The 6128-nt window shown below is 42.7% G+C and carries 6 protein-coding genes and 1 pseudogene; 3 read left to right on the top strand and 4 right to left on the bottom strand.

Annotated elements, in window-relative coordinates:
- The 3 genes and pseudogenes from F4W09_RS03185 to F4W09_RS03175 form a co-directional block, all read left to right on the top strand.
- Positions 1 to 163 (top strand): annotated as a pseudogene (locus F4W09_RS03185) (acetyl-CoA C-acyltransferase); the annotation flags it as partial.
- Positions 164 to 225: 62 nt separating this feature from the next.
- Positions 226 to 1017: a 3-oxoadipate enol-lactonase gene (gene pcaD, locus F4W09_RS03180; RefSeq protein ID WP_151503988.1), complete on the top strand. Its 792-nt coding sequence runs from the start codon at positions 226 to 228 to the stop codon at positions 1015 to 1017.
- A gap of 383 nt (positions 1018 to 1400) precedes the next feature.
- Positions 1401 to 2420, top strand: a complete 1020-nt coding sequence (locus F4W09_RS03175; RefSeq protein WP_151503987.1) for an AraC-like ligand-binding domain-containing protein — start codon at positions 1401 to 1403, stop codon at positions 2418 to 2420.
- Between the two features lie 78 nt (positions 2421 to 2498).
- On the opposite strand, the gene F4W09_RS03170 is transcribed toward F4W09_RS03175, so the two are convergent.
- From F4W09_RS03170 to F4W09_RS03155, 4 genes are all read right to left on the bottom strand, one after another.
- A complete protein-coding gene (locus F4W09_RS03170; RefSeq protein ID WP_418655079.1) occupies positions 2499 to 3386 on the bottom strand; it encodes a SphA family protein in 888 nt (295 codons plus the stop codon).
- A 109-nt stretch (positions 3387 to 3495) separates the two neighbouring features.
- Positions 3496 to 4026, bottom strand: coding sequence for a flavin reductase family protein (locus F4W09_RS03165; RefSeq protein ID WP_044738011.1), 531 nt, complete (start codon positions 4024 to 4026; stop codon positions 3496 to 3498).
- Between the two features lie 30 nt (positions 4027 to 4056).
- Positions 4057 to 5295 (bottom strand): styrene monooxygenase/indole monooxygenase family protein, encoded by a 1239-nt coding sequence (locus F4W09_RS03160; RefSeq protein WP_215899316.1) that lies wholly within the window; start codon positions 5293 to 5295, stop codon positions 4057 to 4059.
- 45 nt (positions 5296 to 5340) lie between these two features.
- Positions 5341 to 6126, bottom strand: coding sequence for an SDR family oxidoreductase (locus F4W09_RS03155; protein ID WP_044738001.1), 786 nt, complete (start codon positions 6124 to 6126; stop codon positions 5341 to 5343).
- Between the last annotated feature and the right edge of the window lie 2 nt (positions 6127 to 6128).

The raw sequence follows: 6128 nt of genomic DNA, 5'->3' as shown, positions 1-6128 counted from the left end.
CAATGGTGGTGCGATTGCGATTGGTCATCCGTTGGGTGCATCAGGTGCGCGTTTAGTCACCACAGCATTAAATCAATTGGAACAAACGGGTGGAACCTATGCCTTGTGTTCGATGTGTATTGGTGTCGGTCAAGGCATTGCAATGATTATTCAGCGGGTTTAACAAATCATAACTATTTAAGATATTTCCCCTCCCTTTTTTAAAGGGAGGTCGGGAGGGATTTTATGCCAACATTTATTTCAAATGATGCAACCATCAATTACGCAACTTTTGGTGATGCCGCCAATCCTGCTTTGGTATTTTCTAATTCTTTGGGTACCAATTATGGCATGTGGCAACAGCAGTTTAATGCTTTAAAAGAGCAGTTCTTTGTGGTGTGTTATGACACGCGTGGTCATGGTGCTTCGTCTACCCCGCAAGGGCCTTATAGCCTGCAACAATTGGGTGAGGATGTGATTCATTTGCTGGATCATTTAAAGATTCAACGCGCTGCATTTTGTGGCATCTCCATGGGGGGCTTAACCGGTCAATGGTTGGCGATTCATTATCCTGAGCGTTTTAGCCATGTGGTGGTATGTAATACGGCGGCTAAAATTGGTCAGGAGCAGGCTTGGCTGGATCGGGCGGCTTTGGTCAGATCTCAAGGTTTACAATCCATTGCGGACAGCGCAGCTTCGCGATGGTTTACAGTTCCCTTTATCCAAAGCAACGCAGCAACAGTTGCAACGCTTTCAAACGACTTAGGTGCTGGCAGCCCTGAAGGTTATGCGAGTTGTTGTGAAGCTTTGGCTAAAGCGGATGTTCGGGAACAATTAAAGACAATTACAGTTCCTGTGTTGATTGTTGCAGGACAGCAAGATCCTGTGACAACGGTGGCGGATGCTGAGTTTATGCTGAGTCAAATTCCCAAGAGTCAGTTGGTAGAAATTGATGCGTCGCATATTTCCAATGTGGAACAGCCAACGGCGTTTAATCAAAACCTTATGAATTTCCTACAAGTGAATGCATGTCTATAAGCATACATTCATTTAAATACATCATATTTCAATAAGATCAGCATCATCCAAGTGATCATAAAATTGACCAGATCACTTGGATTTGCTATAAAATTGTATAGATCTTAAGGACTAAGATCTGAATAAAAACACCAAGCGCATGGAATGGAATCTTCAAGTATATGCTTGTTATTAAACACTTAAAATAAGGATATTTCATCCTTCACTAAAACTTGTTGAAAGCAGCATTTTTTGGCAATTCTGGTCTGTATCTTGCATTGATCTTTATATATTTTGCGCACAACTGAATCATCTAAGTGCAGTATTTACACCTCTTCAAAATTCTTCCGAGCAGAGTTTTCAAAGGTGAAATACAAGCAGGAGTTAGCCAAAGGAATAACGATATGTATCAAGCCAACTCTTCTGAATTAAATGGACGGCATTTTCAGCAAGAATCTATTTTTTCTCCCCATAATTTACTGTTCAACCATCAAGATATAAATGAAACCTGTAAAAATGTAGGGCAAGTTTTTAAGCCTCACCTGTTAAAAATCTCTAAGCCACAGAAAAATTTTAGTGCAACCATGCACCATGTTAAAACAGGTGCCCTATCCATTAGCCGTTTAGTCTACGGTGCGGATGTGATTATAGAACCAGACCATTTAGACAAATTTTATTTAATCCAAATTCCAACTCATGGTTATGCTGAAATTGAATTTGGACGTCAAAAATTTATATCCTATTCGCAAGTCGCATCCATCATCTCACCGCAACAATCTTTGCGGATGCGCTGGCATGCCAACTCTCCGCAACTTATTTTAAAAATTTCTAAAGATGATTTTCTGCATCACTGCCGCCAACATATTCCTGACACAGACAATACCCCGCTGATTTTTGATCCCAAACTCGATTTTGCCACCCAAAATGGCAGCTACTTTTTGCAATTACTCCGCACCTTAATGGATGCACTGGCATGCGACAAACATCCACTGCATCATCCATTGGCTTTTAAACAGTTTGAATCGAATCTATTAAATGCACTAATTTATGGGCAGCCCAATAATGGCTTGGATAAAATAGATTCGCATAAAGACAAAACCATTTCGCCACATTTTATTAAACGGACTGAAGCCTATATTCAACAACATTTACATGAGCCTTTAAGCGTAGAAACGCTGGCAGAACAAGCGGGTGTAAGTGTACGTACCTTATTTACGGGCTTTAAAAACTATTTGGGCACGACCCCAATGGCATATCTGAGAGAATTACGTTTTGAGCAGGCACACTTAGAACTCGTACGGAATGAACATTTGACCGTTACCGATGTGGCATTTAAATGGGGATTTACCCATTTAGGCAGATTTTCTCAAGAATATAAAAGACGTTTTGGAACTTTACCGTCATCTACACGTCGTTGTAGCTAAGTCAATTTACATACTATCTACAATAACTCATAAATTAATTGCCTTTCATCCTGCAAGGGATAAAAGGCATTGTTTTAATTAGAAATGATGAATATAGCGAACTTGCATCCGTGTGCCTTCTGGACGGTTTTCTGCATCTTGTTCAAAATAAGCATTGGCCACTACATGGTTATTCGGTGAAAAGCTGTACATTGCACCTGGACCAATTGCCCAGACTTTTTCTTTACGTCCTTTGACTTTCTCACCATCCACTTCAGTATCAGTGATTTGCTTTAACCAATATCCATTGATCCCCAAACGCAACTGCGGAGTAAATGCATATTCTGTAGCAAAGTTTGCATGCAATGCCTGACCCGCTTGAATCTCATCTACACCAACAAATGCATAGCTTGGATCATCATTTTTAAAATTATACAGATAATGAATACGTGTCGAAGCCGTCCACTTTGGATTAAACCAGTAGGTTGCCGCCCAATATGGATCTAACGAAACCGCGTTATTACTCGGATTAATATCTTTTTGTGAACTGTAATCCCCTGTTGGCAGGTTCACTTGGAACTCAATCCGATGTACAAATTTGGGACCCGCTGCCCCCATAATTGGATCGAATTGTACAAAAGGCCCGATCATCACATCACCAAAACCACCCTGTGATTTGATTGCCATTTGATTCAATCCATCATCCATATCCATTTTGCTCACAAATGGAATCAGAAAATTCACCCCTAAACTGGCATGATCGCCTAATCTTACATTGGACAAATAACTGACTTGTTCAACCAGTACTTGATAATTCAAATCTGTTTTGGGCAAGCCCAATTTATTTCCCTGAGCATCGACCAATTCATCACTGTCATAGTTTTGAAAATAGGTCTGCGCATACCAACCTGTCCCCGCAGGTAAGCCGCCATCTAAAAAACTGGTCATACCTAAATTTACAGTTGGCAAATCATAGGCTTGTGCCATGATAGAAATACAACTCAAACTACAGAGCAAAACACTTTTTTGTACTACATGAGACTTCATTGTTTTTTCCTAAATAAAAAAGTCACGATGAAACATCGTGACTAAATCTTTAATTGCTTAGCTCTGGATGAGCAGCCGCGACTCGGTATTTCCCTGCATGGAAAACCAATGGCTCTCCCTGCCGTTGTTGATATTGCTCAATTTGACCAATAAAAATAAGGTGATCGCCTCCTTCGTATTGGGTCACATTTCGACAGACAAGGGTTGCCAGCACATCCTCCAGAATGGGTACACCTACGTCACATTCTCGATGTGCAATTCCAGCGAATTTATCGGCAGAAGCTTTGGCAAAATGCCCAGAAAGCAGATGATGTTCTTGCGCCAACATGTGAATGGCAAAGTGTTCCGCATCAACAAAATCTGACAGGCTTGGGGCCGTTTTAGACAAACTCCATAAAATTAATGGCGGGTCGAGTGACAAGGAGGAAAAAGAGTTCGCTGTCATGCCAACTTTTCGTCCCTGCTTACTGCGTGTCGTGATGACCGTTACACCTGTTGCAAACTGCCCAAGTAAATTCCGTATTTCTCTTGGGTTTTCTACGTTTACTGGCAGTAATGCCATATCTTCAATGCTATCAATCATAAGTAAGATCCTTTTTACAAAACCTGATTAGGCAACTTTTTGAGCTGTTTTCATGGCAAGAAAATGCTGAGCCTGTTCCGCATCAAACCACCACGGTGCAAAGTCTCGTGGGTCATCAAAGTTATTTGCCATCACTGATGCAATCGCTTGGTTCTGGCTGGCAGCGGCAAGTAATTCCACGACATGCGGTTGTGGTGGCAACAGCAGACTATTGGTCCATGCCACGACTTTTTCGGCGTATGCCCAATAGCGTTCAAAGGTTTGTTGCATCCATGCTTCACTAAAGGCTTGATCATCATTAGACAAAATGGCATCGAAATAAATTTTGCTGCATTTGGCAGCATTATTTGAACCTTGACCTGTAATTGGATCATTTACGACTAGCGCATCTGCCATACCAAAGATTTTATTACCTGAAGGCAGCGTCAAAACAGGTTTACGCACTGTTGGTGGGAATCGACCTGCCAAATAACCGCCTGCATCGGTAAGTTCAACATTGCTGCAACGCTCAAATTCCCATGGCACATATTTTTTAAGCAGTTCAAGACTGCGCTGTAAATGCTGTTCAGGCGTTTGTACATCTTGCCAACAGTCCATAGGGCCGTTGGGTATGCCTTCAAAAACCATAATGTCGCAAGGTCCATTAATGGTCAGTGCTGGGAAAGAGAAGTATTCCCCCACTTCTGGAATAATGTTGAAAGTGACGCGTGAATATGGGGAAACAGGTTTCATGCCTTTAACATAGGTCAGTGCCAAGGCACGTTGCGGTCGATCAAAAGTGCTTCGTTCCGCATCACGTTCAAACTGTTTGACAACCTCACCCTTTCCTGCGGCGAGCAAGACCAATTCATATTCATTGGCCAGTTGCTCTAGTTCTTCTATCCCAACATCCTGAATGATTAATCGCCCACCACGTTTTTCAAATTCCTGCATCCAAAAGGGCATTTTCACGCGCTGATCGACTGATTGTGCATAGCGTTCCAGACGTGCACTCCATTCAAAGGCTTTGCCACCATGTTCAGGATTGACCAAAGCCAAGCCAATTCCTTCCACTGCAGGACATTGTTCTTCCCAAAAGTTCAGCCCTAAGTCTCGTTCCGTTTGTAAAGCAGTATGAAACATACATTGACTGGACATAACTTTGCCCTGACGGATTTCATCGGCAGTACGGTTGGTAATTAAGGTCACGTCATAGCCTGTATCTAACAGACCTAATCCAAGTTGCAGGCCTGATTGTCCTGCTCCAACAATTGCAATACGGCGCATGTGTTTCTCCAAATTTCTTAATGTTCTAAATAATGAATGTCTGTTTTAGCTGGCTAAGCGTGGAATGGTGGGCTGTGCCCCTTCAGGTCCCATGACCGAATATCCACCATCGACGGCATAATCTGCCCCAGTTACAAAACTCGCTGCAGATGACAGTAAAAACTGCACCACATTGGCCACTTCTTCTGGATGTCCTAAACGGCCTAATAAGTGATAATCCGCTGCAACGCCATCTGCTTTTTCACGGTTGTTGCCGCTGACTTCGGCAATCACCCGCGACCATGTCCAACCTGGGGAAATCGAATTGACCCGAATACCATCAGCGGCAAAATCCATGGCCATACTTTGAGTTAATTGGCGAATAGCCGCTTTGGATACGGGATATAACCAGCGTCCTGTTTGCGCATACTTGGCAGAAATCGAAGTAAAATTCACAATCGAACCACGATGCTCTTTTAAGTCTGGATAAAAGGCACGCGTTAACTCCACTACAGACAACACATTGACATCCAATGCCTTTAGCCAGTCCTGACGCGAGGACTGAAAGCCATCATCTAAGTAAGTACATGCCAAGTTCACCAAACAACTGACTTCCCCCAAATGCTGATGAATGTTCTTGACTGCCTGTTGAATCGCCACATCACTGGTCAAATCCACTTGTATGAACATCACGTCATAAGGAAAACTTTCTGCAACTTTCTTTCCGTTGGCATCGATATCTAGAATGGCAACGCGTGCGCCTGCATTCACCAAAGCCTGAACCACGGCCTTTCCAATGAGGGTTGCACCGCCACTGACCACGGCAACCTTGCCTTTTAAATCAATGTTCATAA

This window comes from Acinetobacter tandoii, assembly GCF_008867985.1.
In the GTDB taxonomy this organism is placed as follows: domain Bacteria; phylum Pseudomonadota; class Gammaproteobacteria; order Pseudomonadales; family Moraxellaceae; genus Acinetobacter; species Acinetobacter tandoii.
Note: the sequence above shows the minus strand (reverse complement) of the source record. Positions and strands in the feature narration are given on the sequence as shown.

Excerpts from the sequence above, each read along its gene's own strand:
- F4W09_RS03155 (WP_044738001.1), bottom strand. The coding sequence starts at position 6,126 with ATGAACATTGATTTAAAAGGCAAGGTTGCCGTGGTCAGTGGCGGTGCA.
- F4W09_RS03160 (WP_215899316.1), bottom strand. The coding sequence starts at position 5,295 with ATGCGCCGTATTGCAATTGTTGGAGCAGGACAATCAGGCCTGCAACTT.
- F4W09_RS03170 (WP_418655079.1), bottom strand. The coding sequence starts at position 3,386 with ATGGCACAAGCCTATGATTTGCCAACTGTAAATTTAGGTATGACCAGT.
- F4W09_RS03175 (WP_151503987.1), top strand. The coding sequence starts at position 1,401 with ATGTATCAAGCCAACTCTTCTGAATTAAATGGACGGCATTTTCAGCAA.
- pcaD (WP_151503988.1), top strand. The coding sequence starts at position 226 with ATGCCAACATTTATTTCAAATGATGCAACCATCAATTACGCAACTTTT.